General features: G+C 70.3%; 16 protein-coding genes. 11 read left to right on the forward strand and 5 right to left on the reverse strand.

Going from position 1 to position 20,332, the window contains the following annotated elements; all coding sequences use genetic code 11:
- Nucleotides 1-101 precede the first annotated feature (101 nt).
- Both SMA5143A_RS14565 and SMA5143A_RS14570 read right to left on the reverse strand, forming a co-directional pair.
- Nucleotides 102-479: a WhiB family transcriptional regulator gene (locus tag SMA5143A_RS14565; RefSeq protein WP_079049771.1), complete on the reverse strand. Its 378-nt coding sequence runs from the start codon at nucleotides 477-479 to the stop codon at nucleotides 102-104.
- Between the two features lie 174 nt (nucleotides 480-653).
- On the reverse strand, nucleotides 654-1,358 hold the full coding sequence (locus SMA5143A_RS14570) for a DUF1707 SHOCT-like domain-containing protein (protein ID WP_107463326.1): 705 nt from the start codon (nucleotides 1,356-1,358) through the stop codon (nucleotides 654-656).
- Nucleotides 1,359-1,563: 205 nt separating this feature from the next.
- Here SMA5143A_RS14570 and SMA5143A_RS14575 point away from each other — a divergent pair, with 205 nt between their 5' ends.
- On the forward strand, nucleotides 1,564-3,231 hold the full coding sequence (locus SMA5143A_RS14575; RefSeq protein WP_107463327.1) for a fumarate hydratase: 1,668 nt from the start codon (nucleotides 1,564-1,566) through the stop codon (nucleotides 3,229-3,231).
- A 78-nt stretch (nucleotides 3,232-3,309) separates the two neighbouring features.
- Here the strand turns inward: SMA5143A_RS14575 and SMA5143A_RS14580 are convergent, their stop codons facing one another.
- Nucleotides 3,310-4,044, reverse strand: a complete 735-nt coding sequence (locus tag SMA5143A_RS14580; protein ID WP_107463328.1) for a hypothetical protein — start codon at nucleotides 4,042-4,044, stop codon at nucleotides 3,310-3,312.
- 146 nt (nucleotides 4,045-4,190) lie between these two features.
- On the opposite strand from SMA5143A_RS14580, the gene SMA5143A_RS14585 reads away from it, so the two are divergent.
- From SMA5143A_RS14585 to SMA5143A_RS14595, 3 genes are all read left to right on the forward strand, one after another.
- Nucleotides 4,191-5,576, forward strand: coding sequence for a class II fumarate hydratase (locus tag SMA5143A_RS14585; protein ID WP_107463329.1), 1,386 nt, complete (start codon nucleotides 4,191-4,193; stop codon nucleotides 5,574-5,576).
- A 114-nt stretch (nucleotides 5,577-5,690) separates the two neighbouring features.
- A complete protein-coding gene (gene fomD, locus SMA5143A_RS14590; protein ID WP_181361852.1) occupies nucleotides 5,691-6,383 on the forward strand; it encodes a cytidylyl-2-hydroxypropylphosphonate hydrolase in 693 nt (230 codons plus the stop codon).
- Nucleotides 6,384-6,729: 346 nt separating this feature from the next.
- A complete protein-coding gene (locus SMA5143A_RS14595) occupies nucleotides 6,730-8,859 on the forward strand; it encodes an ATP-binding SpoIIE family protein phosphatase (RefSeq protein WP_181361853.1) in 2,130 nt (709 codons plus the stop codon).
- Nucleotides 8,860-9,028: 169 nt separating this feature from the next.
- On the opposite strand, the gene SMA5143A_RS14600 is transcribed toward SMA5143A_RS14595, so the two are convergent.
- Nucleotides 9,029-11,401 (reverse strand): transglycosylase domain-containing protein, encoded by a 2,373-nt coding sequence (locus SMA5143A_RS14600; RefSeq protein WP_107463332.1) that lies wholly within the window; start codon nucleotides 11,399-11,401, stop codon nucleotides 9,029-9,031.
- Nucleotides 11,402-11,734: 333 nt separating this feature from the next.
- Here SMA5143A_RS14600 and SMA5143A_RS14605 point away from each other — a divergent pair, with 333 nt between their 5' ends.
- Genes SMA5143A_RS14605 through SMA5143A_RS14615 form a run of 3 tightly spaced genes read left to right on the forward strand, consistent with a single transcriptional unit; the run spans nucleotide 11,735 to nucleotide 15,302 of the window.
- Nucleotides 11,735-12,259, forward strand: a complete 525-nt coding sequence (locus SMA5143A_RS14605) for a PadR family transcriptional regulator (RefSeq protein ID WP_055521151.1) — start codon at nucleotides 11,735-11,737, stop codon at nucleotides 12,257-12,259.
- A complete protein-coding gene (locus tag SMA5143A_RS14610) occupies nucleotides 12,256-12,948 on the forward strand; it encodes an ABC transporter ATP-binding protein (RefSeq protein WP_107463333.1) in 693 nt (230 codons plus the stop codon). Before SMA5143A_RS14605 ends, SMA5143A_RS14610 begins: the two co-directional genes overlap by 4 nt.
- The gene (locus SMA5143A_RS14615; RefSeq protein WP_107463334.1) at nucleotides 12,945-15,302 is read left to right on the forward strand and encodes an ABC transporter permease; all 2,358 of its coding nucleotides are present in this window, start codon (nucleotides 12,945-12,947) and stop codon (nucleotides 15,300-15,302) included. Before SMA5143A_RS14610 ends, SMA5143A_RS14615 begins: the two co-directional genes overlap by 4 nt.
- A gap of 32 nt (nucleotides 15,303-15,334) precedes the next feature.
- Here the strand turns inward: SMA5143A_RS14615 and SMA5143A_RS14620 are convergent, their stop codons facing one another.
- Entirely contained in the window at nucleotides 15,335-16,270 is a 936-nt protein-coding gene (locus SMA5143A_RS14620) for a LysR substrate-binding domain-containing protein (protein ID WP_258193525.1), read from the reverse strand.
- 175 nt (nucleotides 16,271-16,445) lie between these two features.
- Here SMA5143A_RS14620 and SMA5143A_RS14625 point away from each other — a divergent pair, with 175 nt between their 5' ends.
- The 4 genes from SMA5143A_RS14625 to SMA5143A_RS14640 all read left to right on the forward strand — a co-directional run bounded on the left by SMA5143A_RS14625 (nucleotide 16,446) and on the right by SMA5143A_RS14640 (nucleotide 20,090).
- Entirely contained in the window at nucleotides 16,446-17,000 is a 555-nt protein-coding gene (locus tag SMA5143A_RS14625; RefSeq protein WP_107463335.1) for a peroxiredoxin, read from the forward strand.
- Nucleotides 17,001-17,007: 7 nt separating this feature from the next.
- The gene (locus tag SMA5143A_RS14630) at nucleotides 17,008-17,541 is read left to right on the forward strand and encodes an alkyl hydroperoxide reductase (protein ID WP_107463336.1); all 534 of its coding nucleotides are present in this window, start codon (nucleotides 17,008-17,010) and stop codon (nucleotides 17,539-17,541) included.
- 198 nt (nucleotides 17,542-17,739) lie between these two features.
- Nucleotides 17,740-18,528: a class I SAM-dependent methyltransferase gene (locus SMA5143A_RS14635; RefSeq protein WP_107463337.1), complete on the forward strand. Its 789-nt coding sequence runs from the start codon at nucleotides 17,740-17,742 to the stop codon at nucleotides 18,526-18,528.
- Between the two features lie 788 nt (nucleotides 18,529-19,316).
- Nucleotides 19,317-20,090 carry an isoprenyl transferase gene (locus SMA5143A_RS14640; RefSeq protein WP_107463338.1) on the forward strand — a complete coding sequence of 258 codons (774 nt, stop codon included), beginning with the start codon at nucleotides 19,317-19,319 and terminating at the stop codon, nucleotides 20,088-20,090.
- Nucleotides 20,091-20,332: the final 242 nt, after the last annotated feature.

Genomic DNA, 20,332 nt, shown 5'->3' on the forward strand with positions numbered 1-20,332 from the left:
CGCGCAGGTCCCCGCGCCCCTCAAGACCTTCGGGCGACCGGCGTCACGAAGGCGCCCTCTTGTGCGGAAGAGGGCGCCTTTCGCGCGCGCGTGTGGTGCGGCTAGCCGGCCGCCGCTATCGTCCCCGCCGCCCGTGCCGCCTTCTTCAACTCCAGGTCGCGGCGGCGCCGTCGGGCCAGCACCACGCGGCGTTCCGCCGCGGTCAGGCCGCCCCAGACGCCGTACGGCTCCGGTTGCAGGAGTGCGTGTTCCCGGCACTCGACCATGACGGGACAGCGGGCGCAGACGCGCTTGGCGGCCTCCTCGCGGGAGAGCCGGGCCGCGGTGGGCTCCTTGGAGGGGGCGAAGAACAGGCCGGCCTCGTCACGCCGGCACACGGCCTCCGTATGCCACGGGGCTTCCTGATCCCTGTCTCGCACTGGCACCCGCTGGGGCGGAACGGCAGCGACCTGCAGGGACGAATGCGGCGGTTGCAGCACGGTCTACTCCTGACGACGGCTTCGCGAGCGAGAGACGATGCAGCAAGGCCTACCCGCTGTGCGCGGGCCTATGCACTGAGTCCCCAACCGCCGGAATTCCGGGCTCTCACCAAGCGGTCACAAGTGGACCGAACCCCTTCGGGAACGGTCCGAAAGTGATCCACTTCACAGACGTCAACGGTCCAGGTGTTTGCGCAAACCGCCGTCGACCTTGCGGACGACATGATCGGTGACCCGGCCGAGGAGGTCGGCGATCATCTTGCCGCGCCGGGGCTTCGCCTCGACGCTGCCGAGCACGGCGAAGCCGTCCACGTAGACCACCGGGGCGTCCGGTTCGCCGGAATCGAGGTTGTCCACCTCGAAGGAGCCGAGGACTCCGCCGCCACTGCCGCGCAGGGAGACGTTCTCCGGGACGCGGATCTCCACGCTGCCGAAGAGGGAGACGGCCCTGATCATCACCTGGCGGTGCTCGAAGAGGGCCTCGCTGAGGTCTATCTCGACGCTGCCGAACACGGCGTACGCGTGGATGCGGCGGCCCGCGCGCCAGCGGCCCTTGCGGACCGAGGAGCTGAAGACCGCGAGCAGACGCTCGTCCGCGTCGACCGGGATGGCGCCGGGGGTGGGGCGGTGCGGCACGGAGGACGGTTGCGCGTACGCCGACGGCTTGTGCGCGGCGGGCAGGTCCCGGATGAACACGTCCAGTTCGCCGACCGTCTTGGCGGCCAGCACGCCCTCAACCCGCTCGGCGTGCTCCTCGGCGGTCAGGCGCCCCTCGGCGAGGGCGTCCCGAAGGATGTCGGTGATGCGGTCACGGTCGGCGTCCGAGGCGCGCAACTCGGCGGCGGCGACGCGCGCGCCGGTCTGCTTCTGAAGGTCCACGGCAGCAGCGTACCCACACACGATAGATCGCGATAGACCCCGCAGGTGTGGAACTGAGCCTTACCTCACAAGCCCGCCGCCGACCGCAGGTTCTACGCTGGTGGACGCCGTCGATGGAGGCCGGCCGCCCGTGTGAGCCACAGGCTTCGGCGCCCCGGAGGCGAGCCGCGCCTGAATCAGCCTGTCTAGTGAGGAATGGGCACCGATGCCTGAGTTCGAGTACACCGATCTGCTCCCCATGGGAGAGGACACCACTCCGTACCGGCTGGTGACCTCCGAGGGTGTCTCCACCTTCGAGGCCGACGGACGCACCTTCCTCAAGGTGGAGCCGGAGGCGCTGCGCAAGCTGGCGGCCGAGGCCATCCACGACATCCAGCACTACCTGCGCCCGGCCCACCTGGCGCAGCTGCGCCGGATCATCGACGACCCCGAGGCGTCCGGCAACGACAAGTTCGTCGCCCTGGACCTGCTGAAGAACGCGAACATCGCGGCGGCGGGCGTCCTGCCGATGTGCCAGGACACCGGCACGGCGATCGTCATGGGCAAGCGCGGCCAGAACGTCCTCACCGAGGGCGGGGACGAGAAGGCCCTGTCGAAGGGCATCTACGACGCGTACACCAAGCTGAACCTGCGCTACTCGCAGATGGCTCCGCTCACCATGTGGGAGGAGAAGAACACCGGCTCCAACCTCCCGGCGCAGATCGAGCTGTACGCGACGGACGGCGGCGCGTACAAGTTCCTGTTCATGGCGAAGGGCGGCGGCTCCGCCAACAAGTCGTTCCTCTACCAGGAGACGAAGGCCGTCCTGAACGAGGCCTCCATGATGAAGTTCCTGGAGGAGAAGATCCGTTCGCTGGGCACGGCCGCCTGCCCGCCGTACCACCTGGCGATCGTCGTGGGCGGCACGTCCGCCGAGTACGCGCTCAAGACCGCCAAGTACGCCTCCGCGCACTACCTGGACGAGATCCCCGCCGAGGGGTCGCCGCTCGGGCACGGCTTCCGGGACAAGGAGCTGGAGGAGAAGGTCTTCGAGCTGACGCAGAAGATCGGTATCGGCGCGCAGTTCGGCGGCAAGTACTTCTGCCACGACGTGCGTGTGGTGCGGCTCCCCCGGCACGGCGCGTCCTGCCCGGTCGCGATCGCCGTGTCCTGCTCCGCCGACCGCCAGGCCGTCGCGAAGATCACCGCCGAGGGCGTCTTCCTGGAGCAGCTGGAGACGGACCCGGCGCGGTTCCTGCCGGACACCACGGACGAGCACCTCGACGAGGCCGGCGACGTCGTGCGGATCGACCTCAACCAGCCGATGGACGACATCCTCGCGGAGCTGACCAAGTACCCGGTCAAGACCCGGCTGTCGCTGTCCGGTCCGCTGGTCGTGGCCCGCGACATCGCGCACGCCAAGATCAAGGAGCGGCTGGACGCGGGCGAGGAGATGCCGCAGTACCTGAAGGACCACCCGGTGTACTACGCCGGCCCGGCGAAGACCCCCGAGGGGTACGCCTCCGGTTCCTTCGGCCCGACGACGGCCGGCCGCATGGACTCCTACGTGGAGCAGTTCCAGGCGGCGGGCGGCTCCAAGGTGATGCTGGCGAAGGGCAACCGCTCCCAGCAGGTCACCGACGCCTGCGGCAGCCACGGCGGCTTCTACCTGGGCTCCATCGGCGGCCCGGCGGCCCGCCTCGCCCAGGACTGCATCAAGAAGGTCGAGGTCGTCGAGTACGAGGAGCTCGGCATGGAGGCCGTCTGGAAGATCGAGGTCGAGGACTTCCCGGCGTTCATCGTCGTCGACGACAAGGGCAACGACTTCTTCAAGGACCCGGCGCCCGCACCGACGTTCACCACCATCCCGGTCCGCGGACCGGGCCTGGCCTAGGGCGACGCCCGCGCCCCCGGAAGGCCGAGCCTTCGGGGGCGCGGGCGTCGTTGCGAGCCGCGGTCGCCCGGCGGGCCGTCAGGCCAGCTTGGCGATCTGCGCGTCGGCGATCTCGGTCGGGAAGTCGAAGTCCTTGCCCGTGGCGAGGGATCCGATGTTCAGCGCGGTGAAGTAGGCCACCGTCGCGCCCTTGCGGACCACGACGACCTTCATCGGGACCTTGGCGTCCTCGGCCTCGGACACGATGTCGAGGGCCACCGCCTCGTCGGCGCCACCGGGAGCGTCGGTCTTCGCGACCTTGGTGACCTGCTGGTCCGTGCCGTCGGCGGTCACCTTGAAGCCCTTGCCGCAGGCGTCCACGGACTTGGTCAGGGAGGCCAGCGCGGTCTTGGCGCCGTCGCCCTCGTAGGAGGACAGACGGATCAGGGTGCGGGTGATGTCGAGGCTCTTGGGGTCCGCGGGGTTCGGCACGCTCGCCGTCTCACGCTGCACGGTGGCGCCCGGCCGGTCGACGACCGAGCCGATCGTCGCGTACGCCAGCGGGGCGCACGCCTTGTCCTCGGTGGTGATGTCCTTCTGCTCGACGGTGACGGTGGGGGCGGTGACCTTGTGCCCCTTGACGTCGCCGTCCTTCAGCACGACCTTCTCCAGGTCCGCGGCGGACAGGGCGGGCGTCTTCTTCCCGGCGGAGCCGGAACCGCCCTTGCCCGCCTCCTTCCCGTCCTCACCGGAGTCCGAGCAGCCGGCCAGCAGGGTCAGCGACAGGACGGCGACACCGGCCGCGCAGGACCGGCGTATGACAGCGCTTCTCAATGCACGTTCTTTCGTCGAGGTTCGTTCGACCGTTGGGTCAACGGGGCGACGCTACTGCACACCGCCGACAAGGGCCCGGGAATTGCGCCCTCACTCGTCCGAGGGAATCCGGGAACATCGGGACGGGCCGGGACGCTGTACCGGTCATGAGTGACTACCGCGTCGAACACGACTCCATGGGCGAGGTCCGGGTCCCGGCGGACGCCAAGTGGCGTGCGCAGACCCAGCGGGCGGTGGAGAACTTCCCGGTCTCGGGCCAGCGCCTGGAGCGCGCCCACATCGAGGCCCTGGCGAGGATCAAGGGCGCCGCGGCGAAGGTCAACGCCGAGCTGGGGGTCCTCGACAAGGACATCGCCGAGGCCGTCCGGGAAGCGGCGGCGGAGGTCGCGGAGGGCCGCTGGGACGAGCACTTCCCGGTGGACGTGTTCCAGACCGGCTCCGGCACGTCGTCGAACATGAACACCAACGAGGTCATCGCCACCCTGGCGACGGAGCGGCTCGGCCGGCCCGTCCACCCCAACGACCACGTCAACGCGTCGCAGTCGTCCAACGACGTGTTCCCCTCCTCCCTCCACATCGCCGCGACCGCCGCCGTCACCCACGATCTGATCCCGGCGCTCGACCACCTCGCGGCGGCGCTCTCCCGCAAGGCGGAGGAGTTCGCGGACGTCGTGAAGTCCGGCCGCACACACCTGATGGACGCCACCCCGGTCACACTCGGCCAGGAGTTCGGCGGATACGCGGCCCAGGTGCGGTACGGCGTGGAGCGGCTGCGGGCGTCGCTGCCCCGGCTCGCCGAACTGCCCCTGGGCGGTACGGCGGTGGGCACCGGCATCAACACCCCTCCCGGGTTCTCCGCCGCCGTGATCGCCGAGGTCGCGCGGGCCACCGGGCTGCCGCTGACCGAGGCGCGCGACCACTTCGAGGCGCAGGGCGCACGGGACGGCGTCGTCGAGACGTCCGGGCAGCTCCGTACGATCGCCGTGTCCCTCACCAAGATCGCCAACGATCTGCGGTGGATGGCGTCCGGGCCGCGCACCGGGCTCGCGGAGATCTCCCTGCCGGACCTCCAGCCGGGCTCCTCGATCATGCCGGGCAAGGTCAACCCGGTGGTCCCGGAGGCCGTCCTCATGGTCGCCGCCCAGGTCACGGGCAACGACACGACGGTCGCCGTCGCCGGCGCCTCCGGCAACTTCGAGTTGAACGTCATGCTGCCGGTCATCGCGAAGAACGTCCTGGAGTCGATCCGGCTCCTCGCGAACGTCTCCCGGCTGCTGGCCGACCGGACGGTCGACGGGATCGTCGCCCACCGGGAGCGGGCCCGGGAGTACGCCGAGTCGTCGCCGTCGGTGGTCACCCCGCTCAACAAGTACATCGGCTACGAGGAGGCGGCGAAGGTCGCCAAGAGGTCGCTGGCCGAGCGGAAGACCATTCGCGAGGTCGTCCTGGAGAGCGGTTACGTCGACCGCGGCGATCTGACGGTGGAACAGCTCGACGAGGCGCTCGATGTCCTCAGGATGACGCGGCCGTGACCGGGCGGCGCACGGCGGCCGTCCCGGGTGACACACGGGTAACCGATTCCCGCGCAGGCGTGAACCATCACCGGCACCGCAGCGTCATATGCGCATGACACCTAATATCTGTGCATGGCGGATGGTGGAGCGGTGAGACGAGTGGAAGCGGGCGGCCCGACGGCGTTCTGGGAGCCGGGACGTCACATCCTGTGGCGCTACCGGGAGAACGCGGGCGAGCGCTTCCACATCGCGCGCCCCGTCACCGTGGTCCGTGACGACGAGGAACTGCTGGCCGTGTGGATGGCACCCGGCACCGAGTGCGTCAAGCCCGTCCTCGCGGACGGCACCCCGCCGCACGCGGAGCCCCTCGCCACCCGCTACAAGAAGCCGCGCGAGGTCCAGCGCGACCGCTGGTTCGGCACGGGTGTGCTGAAGCTCGCCCGGCCGGGCGAGCCGTGGTCGGTGTGGCTGTTCTGGGACCCGGGTTGGCTTTTCAAGAACTGGTACGTCAACCTGGAGACACCACTGGCCCGTTGGGACGGTGGTGTGGACTCCGTGGATCACTTCCTGGACATCTGCGTGTATCCGGACCGGTCCTGGGACTGGCGCGACGAGGACGAGTTCGCGCAGGCCCAGCAGGACGGGCTGATGGACGGTCACGCGGCGGAAAGGGTGCGGGAGGCGGGGCGTTCGGCGGTGGAGACGATCCGCGCCTGGGGCCCGCCGTTCTCGGACGGATGGCAGCACTGGCGCCCGAATCCCGCATGGGGAGTACCGTCTCTCCCTGACGACTGGGACCGTACGCCTGCGCACTTGTCCTCATGAGACCCTTGATGCGCCCCCGGTCCACAACCGTAGGATCGTCCTCCGCGAGGATGCACAGGGGTAAGTCCCGCAGTTCGCGCAGTGCTTGACCATACGTCACCGAGGGGCGGCAGGACGTGATCAAGGGGTACGAGGGCCACACCGGCAGAAACCGGAGAAGGCCAGACGGACGGTCAGTACTGTCGTTCGGCGGGTCCGCCGGTACCGTGTGTGGCACAGGAACTGCCTCTGACCACGCGGGAAATCCGTTCCTGGGGCACGTAATCCGGGTATCGGCCTTTCTGCGGGACGAAGTATCGGGTTTGCTGCGGGACGAACTGCGCGTAGCTCGCGCAGTCCCGGACGGATGGATTCGACACGCGTGACGGAGCACCCCACCTCCCACGAGCGCCCTCAGAGCGGCGCCGGCCCCGCGGATGCCCGCGGGGCGGTTCTGCGTACCCAGGAGCCGCTGCGCGCGGCGCCCGCCGGGGCCTTACCCGCACAGGCGCGCATGAGTGACGCACAGGCCCGTACGGGTGACACGGCCGCCGAGCCGGGCACGGCGACCCCGTGCCCGAAGAACGGCGAAGCCCCCTCGGAGCACGCCCAGCCGGCGCTCTCCGAGCATTCGCAGCCCGCGGCCACCGAGCCCGACCCGCACCGCCCGCGCCCGGCACCGGAGACCATTCCGGCGCAGCCCGGCGGCGAGGCGGAGCGGTCCACGGGCACGGTCGGCGGCCTGGAGCGGCGCAGCGGACAGGGTGTCCCGCCGGGCGCCCCCATGCCGATGCGGCGCGACGGCGACCGGCTGCGGTTCGTCGGCGCCGCGACCCGGCGGATCGCCCGCGGCATCGACCTGGACGAGATCGTCATGGGTCTGTGCCGGGCGACCGTGCCGACGTTCTCCGACGCGATCCTCGTCTATCTGCGCGAGCCGCTGCCCGTCGGTGACGAACGGCCCACGGGCCCCATGCTGCTGCGGCTGCGCCGCACCGACCGGATCCCCGAGGAACGGGACACCGAGGGCGGCTTCATGCCCGCGCTCCAGCCCGAGCCCCTCGATCTGGCGGTCGTCACCGCCGAGCAGTGCGAGGTGCGGCCCGGCGGGGCGCTCGCCGAGGTGCTGCGCGGGGTGCGGCCGGTCTTCGCGGACGCGCCCGCCGCGCACGACGCGCTGCCGGAGCTGCTCGGCCCGGACGCGCAGCTGACGGTGCCGACGGGGCAGCGGGCGATCCTCGCTCCGCTGCGCGGGCGGCGCCGGGTGATCGGCGCGGCCGTGTTCCTGCGCCGCCCGGAGCGGATGGCGTTCGAGCAGGACGACCTGCTGGTCGCCGCGCAGCTCGCCACCCACAGCGCGCTCGGTATCGACAAGGCCGTGCTGTACGGGCGTGAGGCGTACATCGCGGACGAGTTGCAGCGCACGATGCTCCCGGAGGCGCTGCCGAAGTGCACCGGCGTCCGGCTCGCGCACCGGTATCTGCCGGCCGCGGAGACGGCCCGGGTCGGCGGCGACTGGTACGACGCGATTCCCCTGCCGGGGAGCCGGGTCGCGCTGGTCGTGGGCGATGTCATGGGCCACTCGATGACATCCGCCGCGATCATGGGCCAGCTGCGGACGACCGCGCAGACGCTGGCGGGCCTCGACCTTCCTCCGCAGGAGGTGCTGCACCACCTCGACGAGCAGGCACAGCGGCTGGGCACGGACCGGATGGCGACCTGTCTGTACGCGGTCTACGACCCGGTCTCGCACCGCATCACCATCGCCAACGCCGGGCATCCGCCGCCGGTCCTGCTGCATCTGGGCGGGCGTGCCGAGGTGCTGCGGGTGCCGCCGGGCGCGCCGATCGGTGTGGGCGGGGTGGACTTCGAGGCGGTGGAGCTGGACGCACCGGCCGGGGGCACGCTGCTGCTGTACACCGACGGGCTGGTGGAGTCCCGGCTCCGGGACGTGTGGACGGGGATAGAGCAGCTCCGCGAGAAGCTCGCCGCGACCGCGCAGTTGACCGGGCCGGATCACCCGCCGCCGCTGGAGGCGTTGTGCGACGAGGTGCTCGACATGCTCGGTCCGGGTGACCGGGACGACGACATCGCGCTGCTCGCCGCACGGTTCGATGGGATCGCTCCCAGTGACGTCGCCTACTGGTTCCTGGAACCGGAGGAGATGGCTCCGGGGCGGGCCCGTCGTCTCGCTCGTCACGCCCTGTCCCGCTGGGGGCTGGAGGAACTGACCGACTCGGTCGAGTTGCTGATCAGTGAGGTCGTGACGAACGCGGTGCGGTACGCGACGCGGCCGGTGACGCTGCGGTTGCTGCGGACCGATGTGCTGCGGTGCGAGGTCACCGACGACGTGCCCCAGCTGCCGCGGCTGCGGCAGGCCCGGGCGACCGACGAGGGCGGGCGCGGGCTCTACCTCGTCAACCGGTTGGCGAAGCGGTGGGGGGCGACGCGGTTGAGTGCGGGGAAGGTGGTCTGGTTCGAGCTGAACCAGGCGTGAGCGCTCCGCTGGGTTGGGCCGGTCATAGCTCGGGGCCGACTCGGGGGGCGGCCGTGGTCTGCGGGCTGCGGGTTGTGTGTGGTTGATCGCGCAGTTCCCCGCGCCCCTTAACTACGGAAGGGGGCGCCCGGTTTTCACCGGGCGCCCCCTTTTGTGTGACCTTGTGTGGCTAGCCGCCTGACTGTGGGTCGTTCGGGTCCGGTGGCAGGTCGATGTCGCCGTCGCTGGGGGTCTCCTCCGGCGTGGTCTCGGGAGTCTCCTCAGGCGTCGTCTCCGGGGACTTCGACGGGCTCGCCTCCGGGGACTTGGACGGGCTCGCCTCCGGGGACTTGGACGGGCTCGCCTCCGGGGACTCCGATGGGGTCGGGCTCGGGCTCGGCGACTCCGTCGGCTCGACCGCGGCGCCCTGGGTGGTCTCCAGGTCGAACTTGGTCTTCTGGCCCATCACGCCGAAGGTGTACGTGGCCCAGATCTGGGCGGGGAAGCCACCGCCGTTGACGCGTTCGACGCCGGCCGCCCCGTACATCGGGACGTGCTTGCCGTTCTTGCTCATGTCCTCGCCGAAGAGGCCGACCGAGGTCACCAGCCTCGGGGTGTAGCCGGTGAACCAGGCGGAGCGGTTCTCGTCGGAGGTACCCGTCTTGCCGGCGACCTGCTGGCCGCCCCGGGCGGGGTTGTCCCGGACGGAGATCTTGGCCGTACCGTCGTCGACCACGCCGGTGAGGACCGAGGTGACCGTGTCGGCCGCCTCGCGGGTGATGACCCGCTCACCGATCGGGTCGGCCATCTCGAGCGGGCCGTCCCGGTGCGAGGCCGAGGCGAGGATGGTCGGGGTGACCTTCCTGCCGTGGTTGTCGAGGGTGGCGTAGATGCCGGCCATCTCCAGCGGGCTCGCGCCCATGGAGCCGAGGGTCTGGGCGGGCACCGCCTGCATGCCCTCGGTGTCCATGCCGAGCTTCCCGGCGACCTCCATGACCTTCTCCATCCCGACGTCGACGCCCATCTGGGCGAAGACGGAGTTGATGGACTTGTTCATGGCGGTCTGCACGGTGACGTCGCCGTAGTTGACGTCGTCCTCGTTGGGCGGGGCGAAGCCGACCTTGGTGCCGTTGTCGAGGACCTGGTGCCTGCTGTCACCGTCGTAGAGGGTGTTCGCGGCGATCGGGTCGCCGTCCTGCGTCTCGGCCTGTCCGTCGACGGCCGCAGCGAGGATCACCGGCTTGAAGGTGGAGGCGGGCTGGTAGTCCCGGCGCGTGGCGTTGTTCTGGTAGTGCTTCACATAGTCGATGCCGCCGTACATGGCGAGCACCTTGCCGGACTTGGGGTCGACCGAGACGGCGCCGGCCTGGATGTGTGCGTCGACCTTGCGCTTCTTGGGGTCGAGCTTGCTGGTGAGCCGCTGCTTGACGGCCTTCTCCAGCGCCGCCTGCTTCTTCGGGTCGATGTTGAGCTTGATGGTCCAGCCGCCCTTGTCGATGAGCGCTATGGCCTGCTCACGGTTGTCCACCCTGTTGCTGGCGACGAGCTGGCGGGCCAGCTCGCTGTTGGCGGCCTCCACCAGATAGCCGGTCTGACCGGCCATGTCGGGCGTGGCCTGCGGCGGCTTCAGCTTGGGGAACTTCATGCCCTCGCGCTCGGATGCCTTCAGCCACTTCATCTCGACCATGTTGTCGAGGACGTAGTTCCAGCGCGCCATGACCAGCTTCCTGCTGGTCGGGGAGGCGACGGCCAGGTCGTACTGGCTGGGGGCCTGGAGGAGGGCGGCGAGGTACGCGCCCTGGGCGACGGTGAGGTCCTTGGCGTCCTTGCGGTAGTACGCCTGGGCCGCGGCCTGGATGCCGGAGGCACCGCGGCCGTAGTAGCTGGTGTTGATGTAGCCCGCGAGGATGGTGTCCTTGGTCTCGTTGCGCTCCAGCTTCAGGGAGATGACCAGCTCCTTGAGCTTGCGGGTCACCGTCTGGTCGGACGTCAGATAGAAGTTCTTGACGTACTGCTGGGTGATCGTCGAGCCGCCCTGCTTGCCCTTGCCGGACAGCGTGTTGATCACACCGCGGGTCATGCCCTTGAGGTCGACGCCGGGGTCGTCGTAGAAGCTCTTGTTCTCGGCGGCGACGAAGGTCTTCTGAACAGCCGGGGGCACCTGGTCGAGTCCGACGATCTCGCGAGCGGTCGTGCCCTTGCCCGTGCGCGCGAGGAGCTTGCCGTCCTCGAACTGGTAGACGTTGCTTTCCTTGGTCGCGTCCGGGTTGCCCTCGGGGATGGGGATCATCAGGTACAGCACGACGAACGCGCCCATGATGAGCAGGCAGAGACCGAAGAACGTGCCGAGGATCTTCTTCCAGGTGAAGAAGCGGCGTATCCCGGTCTTCTTCTTTTTCCCGCCACCCTTGGCGCCCTTGGCCGCGGCCCGGGCCGCCGCCCTGCCACCGCCCGCGGGCGCCTCTATGACCGCGGTCGCCCCTGCCTCACCGCCGGACGAGCGCTTGGGCGCCGCGCGGCGACCGCCGCGTTGCCGCGCTCGTCTTTCTTCCGCTCGTCCCATGACTCCGGTCCGCTCCGCCTCTGCTCGGTCTCGTACGTCACTCAGGTCAATGTCAGCTCAGCAAGCTAACACCGAGGACTGTGACAAAGAGGAGTCGATAGGGCCTCGTCCGGCGTGACAATGCGCACGCGCAACGGAAGCTCGCATACCTAGTCCCACCGGAACGGACGTTCCAGCAGGCCCGATGGTTGCCCCAGCAGGCCCACGAGTTGCGGGCCGCATCGGTGACAGAACCGTGACATTCGCGTATGACCTGCGGCGGATCCACCGGCCGACGCCACCTATACACGGCAGGTATACGTGGTGTGTATACGCGGTGTGTACAGTCGTGTCATGTCCATCGGTCACACACTCCTGGGACTCCTGGAGTCCGGGCCCCGACACGGTTACGACCTGAAGCGGGCCTTCGACGAGAAGTTCGGTCATGACCGGCCCCTGCACTACGGCCAGGTCTACTCGACGATGTCGCGGCTGCTGAAGAACGGCCTGGTCGAGGTCGACGGCATCGAGCCCGGCGGCGGTCCCGAGCGCAAGCGGTACGCGATCACCGAGGCGGGCATCACGGATGTCCAGCGGTGGCTCGCCACGCCGGAGAAGCCGGAGCCGTACCTCCAGTCGACCCTCTACACGAAGGTCGTGCTCGCCCTGCTCACCCACCGGGACGCGGCGGACATCCTCGACACCCAGCGCTCCGAGCACCTGCGCATGATGCGCATCCTCACCGACCGCAAACGCAAGGGCGATCTCGCCGATCAACTGATCTGCGACCACGCCCTGTTCCATCTGGAGGCCGACCTGCGATGGCTGGAGCTGACCGCCGCCCGACTGGGCAAGCTGGCCGAGGTGGTGACCCGATGACCCCGCCGCCCGCCGGCTCCCTGCTCGTCGCGACCGATCTGCGCAAGGCCTACGGCCCGACCACCGCGCTGGACGGCGCCGGGTTCTCCATCCACCCCGGCGAGGTCGTCGCGGTGATGGGGCCCTCCGGCTCCGGCAAGTCGACCCTGCTGCACTGTCTCGCCGGGATCGTGACGCCCGACTCCGGGTCGATCACGTACAACGGCCACGAGATGGCCACCATGAACGACGCCCAGCGCAGCGCCCTGCGGCGCAGCGAGTTCGGCTTCGTCTTCCAGTTCGGCCGGTTGGTGCCCGAGCTGACCTGCGTGGAGAACGTGGCGCTGCCGCTGCGGCTGAACGGCACCTCCCGCAAGGAGGCCGAGCGGACGGCGCTGTCCTGGATGGCACGCCTTGAGGTCGACGACCTCGCCCGCAAGCGCCCCGGCGAGGTCTCCGGAGGTCAGGGCCAGCGGGTCGCCGTCGCCCGGGCGCTGGTCACCGGTCCGCGGGTGCTGTTCGCGGACGAACCCACCGGCGCGCTCGACTCGCTGAACGGCGAGCGGGTGATGGAGCTGCTCACGGAGGCCGCCCGGTCCGCCAACGCCGCGGTCGTCCTGGTCACCCACGAGGCGCGGGTGGCCGCGTACTCCGACCGCGAGATCGTCGTACGGGACGGGAAGTCGCGGGACATGGAGCGCGTCATATGAGGTCCGCCGTGGTCGGTCAGTGGTACCGGGACCTGGCGATGGGTGTGCGGTTCACCTTCACCGGGGGCCGTGAGGGGTGGGTGCGCGCCGTGCTCACCGCGTTCGGTGTGGGCCTCGGTGTGGCGCTGCTCCTGCTCACCGCGGCCGTGCCGAACGTGCTGTCCGCGCGGGACGCCCGCGAGGAGGCCCGGCAGGACCGGGGCATCGGCTACCTCGAGAACAACACCGAGTCCAAGCCGACCGACAGAAGTCTGCTCATCGCCGACACGGACACCGAGTACCAGTACCAGGAGATCCGCGGACGGCTCCTCGAACCCGAGGGCGCCGACGCGCCGCTGCCGCCGGGGGTCGCGAAGTTGCCCGCTCCCGGCGAGATGGTCGTCTCCCCCGCCCTCTCCGAACTGCTGGGCTCCGACGCCGGGAAGCTGCTGCGCGAGCGGCTGCCGTACAAGACGGTGGGGACCGTCGGCCAGGCCGGGCTCATCGGCTCGGGCGACCTCAGCTACTACGCCGGTGCCAAGGGGCTCGGCGAGCGGCTCGACGGCTCGGTGGTGGCCCGCATCGATCGGTTCGGTGCCTCGACGGACCAGCCCGAGCAGGAGCTCGACCCGATCCTGCTGCTGCTCATCGTGGTCGTCTTCACGGTGCTGCTGATGCCGGTCGCCGTCTTCATCGCCACGGCCGTACGGTTCGGCGGCGAGCGGCGCGACCGCAGGCTCGCGGCGCTGCGGCTGGTCGGCTCCGACAGCCGGATGACCCGTCGGATCGCGGCGGGCGAGGCCCTCGCCGGGTCCGTGCTGGGGCTGCTCTTCGGGACGGGGTTCTTCCTGGTCGGCAGGGAGGTCGCCGGTTCGGTCGAGGTGTTCGGCGTCAGCGTGTTCCCCAGCGACCTCAACCCCTCCCCCGCTCTGGCGCTGCTGGTCGCGCTCGCCGTGCCGGCCGCCGCCGTCCTCGTCACGCTGTTCGCGCTGCGCGGCGTCGTCATCGAACCCCTCGGTGTGGTCCGCACGGCCAAACCCGCCCGCCGCAGGCTCTGGTGGCGGCTGCTGCTGCCGCTCGGCGGCCTCGCCCTGCTCTACCCGATGCTCGGCCAGGGCTCGGAGAACGGCGAGTTCAACGAATACCTGGTGACCGGCGGTGTCGTCCTGCTGCTCTTCGGCATCACGGCGCTGCTGCCCTGGGCCGTCGAGGCCTTCGTCGCCCGGCTCGGCTCCGGCTCGGTCTCCTGGCAACTCGCCGTCCGCCGACTCCAGTTGAGCAGCGGTTCGGCGGCCCGCATGGTCAACGGCATCGCGGTGGCGGTGGCCGGCGCGATCGCCCTGCAGATGCTGTTCGCCGGGGTCGAGGGCCGGTTCACGGCGTCGACAGGCAAGGACACCTCACGCGCCCGGCTGGAGCTGGCCCTCCCGCAGGACGGTTCGATGATCGGCGTCGGGGAGAAGCTGAGGGGGGTCAAGGGCGCGGCGACCACCGCGGCGCTGTCCACGACGCAGGTGGCCGCCACCGCCAAGGACCCCGAGCAGTGGCTGGGGGTGACCGTCGGCGACTGCGCCGCCCTGCGCGAGCTCGCGAGGATCCCCTCGTGCCACGACGGCGACGTCTTCGTGGTGCCCGACCCGACCGACCCGACCGCGGCGAACCTCGCCACCGCGGGCCGCACCGTGTACTTCGGCCCGTCCTACAGCGGGGAGGAGCCGCCGGGCGCCGAGATCGCCTGGAAGCTGCCGGCCGGGATGAGGAAGGCGTCCGAGCGCGCCGACTCCCTGATGCCGGGGGCGTGGGGGCTGCTGGTGACCCCGGGCGCCCTGCCCGCGAAGACCGCGTCGGACTTCACCAGCACCGTGTACGTACGGCCGGATCCGGCTGTCCCGGACGCGCTCGACGAGGTGCGCAACGCGGCCGTGGCGATCGATCCGCTCATCCGGACCTGGGAGTGGGAGTCGACCCAGCAGGCGGAGCAGTTCACGGACATCCGCACCGGACTCCTGGTCGGCGCGACCGCCGTCCTCGTCTTGATCGGCGCCAGCCTCCTCGTCTCCCAGCTGGAGCAGCTGAGGGAACGCAGGAAGCTGCTGTCCGCGCTGGTCGCGTTCGGCACCCGCCGCCGCACCCTCGGGCTGTCCGTGCTGTGGCAGACGGCGATCCCGATCACCCTCGGCCTCGTCCTGGCCCTGGCGGTCGGCCTGACCCTGGGCGCCGTCCTGCTGAAGATGACGAACGCCTCCGTGAGCGTCGACTGGGCGAGCGTGCTGTCGATGGCAGGCATCGGCGCGGGTGTCGTCGTCCTGGTCACGGCCCTGAGCATGCCGCCGCTGCTGAGGCTGATGCGGCCGGAGGGGCTCCGCACGGAGTAGACGGAGCGGTCCGGCCCGTTCGCGAGGCGCGGCTACAGCACCCGGACCGGCAACGGCCGCAGCGCTTCCCTGAGCGCTGCGGCCAGTTCCTCGTACTCGGCCCCGCGCGCCGCTCCCGCCCTCATGGCGAGGGCGACGCGGCGGCTCGGGGCCGGGTGCGCGAAGCGTCCCGTCAGCAGCTGGGGGTTCCGGCTGGTCTCCACCGTCACGGCGGTGCGCGGCAACAGGGTCACCCCGAGTCCGCCGGCGACGAGCTGGACGAGGGTGGAGAGACCGGCCGCGGTCGTGGTGACGGGGACGTCGTCGCGACCGGCCTCCCGGCAGATGTCGAGGGCCTGGTCGCGCAGGCAGTGGCCCTCGTCGAGCAGCAACAGGTTGAGCGCGCGCAGCACCTCGCGGGGGATGCCCTGCCGGCCGCCCAGTTCATGGCCGAGCGGGGTGACGAGCACGAAGTCCTCGTCGAACAGCGGCAGTTCGGTGACGCCGGGGACGCCCAGCGGCACGGCGAGGAGCAGCAGGTCGAGACGGCCGGTGGTGAGGCCGTCGAGCAGGTTCGCGGTCTGCTCCTCGTGCACCTGGAGGTCGAGGTCCGGGTAGCGCTCGTGGACGAGGTTGAGGACCGTCGGCAGCAGATACGGCGCCACCGTGGGGATCACGCCCAGGCGCAGCGCCCCGGTGAACGGCGCCCGCACCGCCTCGGCCTCCTCCATCAGCGCCGCCACCTCCGCCAGCACCGCCCGCGCCCGTACGGCAAGGCGCTCGCCGGCGGGCGAGAGCAGCACCTTGCGGGTGGTCCGCTCGACCAGCGTCACGCCCAGCGTCTCCTCCAGCGCGGAGACCGCGCCGGACAGGGCGGGCTGGCTCATCCCTATCGCGGTCGCGGCGTCCCGGAAGTGCAGATGCTCGGCGACGGCCGCGAAGGCCCGCAACTGGGAGAGGCTGGGCCGGCGACGGACGGCACCGTTCACGGGAGGCCGCACCTATGACCCCACCTTTCACTGACAGTCACTGATAACTACATTCGATCAACCCGACCGAGTGTAGCTATTTCATTGATCAATGCACCCTGTGCCACCATCGTGATCGTCCAACCCGTCGGAAACCCCTGGTCCAAGGGGTGTTTTCGCGTTGCAAGGAGAGCCTGTGCTCACTGTCGGTGACAAGTTCCCCGAGTTCGATCTGATGGCCTGTGTCTCGCTGGAGAAGGGCGAGGAGTTCGAGCGGATCAACCACAAGACCTACGAGGGTCGGTGGAAGATCGTGTTCGCGTGGCCCAAGGACTTCACCTTCGTGTGTCCCACCGAGATCGCCGCGTTCGGCAGGCTGAACGACGAGTTCGCCGACCGCGACGCCCAGGTCCTCGGCTTCTCCGGCGACTCCGAGTTCGTCCACCACGCCTGGCGCAAGGACCACGACGACCTGCGCGACCTGCCGTTCCCGATGATGGCCGACTCCCGGCACGAGCTGATGCGGGACCTCGGCATCGAGGACGAGGAGGGCTTCGCCAAGCGCGCGGTGTTCATCGTGGACCAGAACAACGAGATCCAGTTCGCCATGGTGACCGCGGGGTCGGTGGGCCGTAACCCCAAGGAGGTCCTGCGGGTCCTGGACGCCCTGCAGACCGACGAGCTCTGCCCGTGCAACTGGAGCAAGGGCGACGAGACACTGGACCCCGTCAAGCTGCTGGCCGGGGAGTGAGGCTGCCGTGTCCCTCGACGCTCTGAAGTCCGCGATACCGGACTACGCCAAGGACCTCCGTCTCAACCTGGGGTCCGTCATCGGCAACTCCGAGCTGCCCGCGCAGCAGCTGTGGGGCACCGTGCTCGCCACCGCGATCGCCTCGCGGTCGGCGGTGGTGCTGCGGGAGCTCGCGCCGGAGGCGAGGGCGAACCTGTCGCCCGAGGCCTATACGGCGGCGAAGTCCGCGGCGGCGGTGATGGCGATGAACAACGTCTTCTACCGGACGCGCCATCTGCTCTCGGACCACGAGTACGGCAATCTGCGGGCCGGGCTGCGGATGAACGTGCTCGGCAACCCCGGGGTCGACAAGGTCGACTTCGAGCTGTGGTCGTTCGCGGTGTCCGCGATCAACGGGTGCGGACTGTGCCTCGACTCGCACGAGCAGGTCCTGCGGAAGGCCGGGGTCGACCGGGAGACCGTGCAGGAGGCGTTCAAGATCGCGTCGGTGATCGAGGCGGTGGGGGTCACGCTGGAGGCGGAGTCGATTCTCTGCGATTAGGCCGTCGGCCGCCTTGCGGGTGAGGGGTGCGGGTGGTGTCGGCGGCTGCGGGTGCGTGGGGGTTGTTCGCGCAGTTCCCCGCGCCCCTGAAGGTGGCCTGCGGCCCCTTCAGGACGCAGGCCACCCGAGGCACCGGGGCGCGGGCCCACTGAAAAAACGCTCGCGTCCCGGGCGCCCCCCTCGGCACAATCCCTGCCCATGACCGGTCTCCCCTCCCCCACCTCCCCCACGTTCGAGGAGCTCGTCGCCGAAGGCGACGCCGTGCCCACCGAGGGGTGGGACTTCTCGTGGTTCGAGGGGCGGGCCACCGAGGCCCGGCCCTCGTGGGGGTACGCGCGGGGGATGGCCGAGCGGCTGGGGCGGGCGTCGGCCGCACTGGACATCCAGACCGGGGGCGGAGAGGTGCTGGACTCCGCCCCTCGGCTGCCCCGGCTGACCGTCGCCACCGAAGGGTGGCCGCCGAACGTCGCCAAGGCCACCGCCCTGCTGCATCCGCGCGGGGCGGTGGTCGTCGCCAGCCCGGAGGACGCGCCGCTGCCCTTCGCGGACGGGGCCTTCGACCTGGTCACCAGCCGGCACCCGGTCCAGGCGCACTGGGCGGAGATCGCCCGCGTGCTCAAGCCCGGCGGCACCTACTTCGCCCAGCACGTGGGGCCCGCCAGCGTCTTCGAACTCGTCGAGCACTTCACCGGCCCCCCGCCGGACGAGGTCCGCGCCGGCCGGGACCCGCGACGGGAGCGCGCCGGCGCCGAGGCGGCGGGGCTGGAGATCGTGGATCTGCGGGCCGAGCGGCTCCGGATGGAGTTCTACGACATCGCCGCCGTCGTGCACTTCCTGAAGAAGGTCGTCTGGATGGTGCCCGGCTTCACCGTCGACGCGTATCTGCCCCAGCTGCGCTCCCTCCACGAGCGGATCCGGAGCGAGGGGTGTTTCGTCGCCCACAGCGCCCGCCACCTCTTCGAGGCGCGCAAGCCGACGCAGGTCTAGCCGGTCCTGCGCTGCGGAAGCCGCGCCCGCGGCCTTCCCTTTCGCCAACTTCGGTCAGGGGCAACGGCACTTCGGGGCGCCTGCGGGTGAGCCGTCCGGGTGACGGGGCGTCCGTCGCGCCCCGGCGGCGACACCTCGCCCGCTCCCTGCCCCCTCCCCGGTGTCCACATCGTTATCGCTCGCGACTTGGCGTGGATGACTACTCTCGCGTAGGTTCAGACCAAGGTAATTCGCGTGAGCAAAGCTGCGCGGGCGGTACCGCGCAGTGGAGGGGGCTGCGCGGTGCCGTGAACCAGGGGCCGCGCCGGCCATGACGGCGGCCGTCCGTCAAGCGGGCGTTCCGGGGCCGCTTCACCCACACGAGCAAGCTCCACCCTCCCTCCCCGAGAGTCGCACAAGAATGCGCGAACCTCATGAATCCATCAGGATTCCTTCCCTTCCCCTTGGAATCGGTCGCGATCCAGCCATGATCACCGCTCGATCACACCCTGAATGACCGCTTCCGCGCTCACCCTGGCGCTGTCGTCCGACTCCGCAGAGTAGTTGTGGCACGCCGATGCACGCAGCATCACTCACGAAGGGTTATGGTGGAAACCCCCCCTCGGGCCGGTCCGTCTCCCCCCCACGGACCGGCCCGTTTTTTCTGCCCGTCCGCGGACACCTCTCCGCGGCCCGGGCGACGGGCCCCGGAGGGCCCCCACCCCCAACACCCCTTGGCGGACTTGGCCTCCACCACCGGTAGGCTCTGGCAACCAAGGGGACTGCCGCGACACCGGAGGGGCTTTCACGTGAACCTGCGCGACACACTGCGCGGCCTGCTGGTCAAGGTCTACGCACGCAGGGTCGAGGGGCACCTCGACCACGCCCAGGTGCCCAAGCACATCGGCGTCATCATGGACGGCAACCGGCGCTGGGCGAAGGCCGCGGGTTCCACCACCGCGCAGGGACACCGGGCCGGGGCCGACAAGATCGAGGAGTTCCTCGGCTGGTGCACCGAGACGGACGTGAAGGTCGTCACCCTCTGGCTGTTCTCCACCGACAACTTCGGCCGCCCCCAGGAGGAGCTGGTCCCGCTCTTCGGCATCATCGAGGACGTCGTGCGCTCCCTCGCCGCCGACGGCCGCTGGCGGGTGCACCACGTGGGCACCCTCGACCAGCTCCCCGGACAGCTCCAGACGGCCCTCAAGGAGTCCGAGGACGCCACCGCGCACGTCGACGGGATACTGGTCAACGTCGCCATCGGGTACGGCGGCCGCCAGGAGATCGCCGACGCCGTACGGTCCATGCTCCTCGACGCCCGGGACAAGGGCACCTCGATGGAGGAGCTCGCCGAGAGCGTCGACGTCGACATGATCGGCCGCCATCTGTACACCGGGGACCAGCCCGACCCGGATCTGGTGATCCGTACGAGTGGCGAGCAGCGGTTGTCCGGATTCATGCTCTGGCAGACCGCGCACTCCGAGTACTACTTCTGCGACGTCTTCTGGCCGGCCTTCCGGAAGGTCGACTTCCTGCGCGCGCTGCGCGACTACGCCGTGCGACACCGGCGCTACGGAGGCTGAGCCTCCGCGTTTCCCCCGCGTTACCGATGAGGTGCCTGCCGCCCCCTTCGCGGCAGACGTAACGAGGAGTTCACCGGGGCGCCCCCGTACGGCGTGGCATGGCGGCGCATGTTCGAGGGCATAAGCCAGTCAGGTCGACACCCGAACCACGGGTGTCGGATCTCAGCGGGCGGCTCGGGGCCGTCCGCCCGGGAGGCCCTTTGCACCAGCCCGATCGTGCGGTCACAGCACGGACGAAGCAG

It is taken from the genome of Streptomyces sp. MA5143a (assembly GCF_900290235.1).
GTDB lineage: Bacteria > Actinomycetota > Actinomycetes > Streptomycetales > Streptomycetaceae > Streptomyces.

Excerpts from the sequence above, each read along its gene's own strand:
- SMA5143A_RS14575 (WP_107463327.1), top strand. The coding sequence starts at position 1,564 with ATGCCTGAGTTCGAGTACACCGATCTGCTCCCCATGGGAGAGGACACC.
- SMA5143A_RS14585 (WP_107463329.1), top strand. The coding sequence starts at position 4,191 with ATGAGTGACTACCGCGTCGAACACGACTCCATGGGCGAGGTCCGGGTC.
- fomD (WP_181361852.1), top strand. The coding sequence starts at position 5,691 with ATGGCGGATGGTGGAGCGGTGAGACGAGTGGAAGCGGGCGGCCCGACG.
- SMA5143A_RS14595 (WP_181361853.1), top strand. The coding sequence starts at position 6,730 with ATGGATTCGACACGCGTGACGGAGCACCCCACCTCCCACGAGCGCCCT.
- SMA5143A_RS14600 (WP_107463332.1), bottom strand. The coding sequence starts at position 11,401 with ATGGGACGAGCGGAAGAAAGACGAGCGCGGCAACGCGGCGGTCGCCGC.
- SMA5143A_RS14605 (WP_055521151.1), top strand. The coding sequence starts at position 11,735 with ATGTCCATCGGTCACACACTCCTGGGACTCCTGGAGTCCGGGCCCCGA.
- SMA5143A_RS14610 (WP_107463333.1), top strand. The coding sequence starts at position 12,256 with ATGACCCCGCCGCCCGCCGGCTCCCTGCTCGTCGCGACCGATCTGCGC.
- SMA5143A_RS14615 (WP_107463334.1), top strand. The coding sequence starts at position 12,945 with ATGAGGTCCGCCGTGGTCGGTCAGTGGTACCGGGACCTGGCGATGGGT.
- SMA5143A_RS14635 (WP_107463337.1), top strand. The coding sequence starts at position 17,740 with ATGACCGGTCTCCCCTCCCCCACCTCCCCCACGTTCGAGGAGCTCGTC.